At 44.3% G+C, this 255-nt stretch carries 1 protein-coding gene; it reads left to right on the top strand.

Annotated elements, in window-relative coordinates; genetic code table 11:
• Positions 1-74: 74 nt before the first annotated feature.
• A partial coding sequence (locus CSQ79_RS26975) for a transposase (protein WP_502693975.1) occupies positions 75-255 on the top strand: 181 nt, incomplete at its 3' end.

Raw genomic sequence — 255 nt, 5'->3', positions numbered from 1 at the left:
ATCATTCAGATGATCAGAGTTCGGTTACGCAGCTAGGCATTGATGAGACCTCAGTAAGAAAAGGTCACGATTATGTGACGGTAGCAGCAGATCTAGCCTCAAGACGTGTCATTCATGTGACTCCTGGCAAAGATGCAGATACTATTGGGCAGATCAAAGATCACCTTAAAACCAAAGGAGTTGAGCCCATAGCAATTACAGATGCCTGTATAGACATGTCTACAGGCTTCATTGCAGGTATGCTAGAGCACTTTC

It is taken from the genome of Gloeocapsopsis sp. IPPAS B-1203 (assembly GCF_002749975.1).
Taxonomy (GTDB): Bacteria; Cyanobacteriota; Cyanobacteriia; order Cyanobacteriales; family Chroococcidiopsidaceae; genus Gloeocapsopsis.
This window is presented reverse-complemented; position numbering and strand designations above follow the sequence as displayed.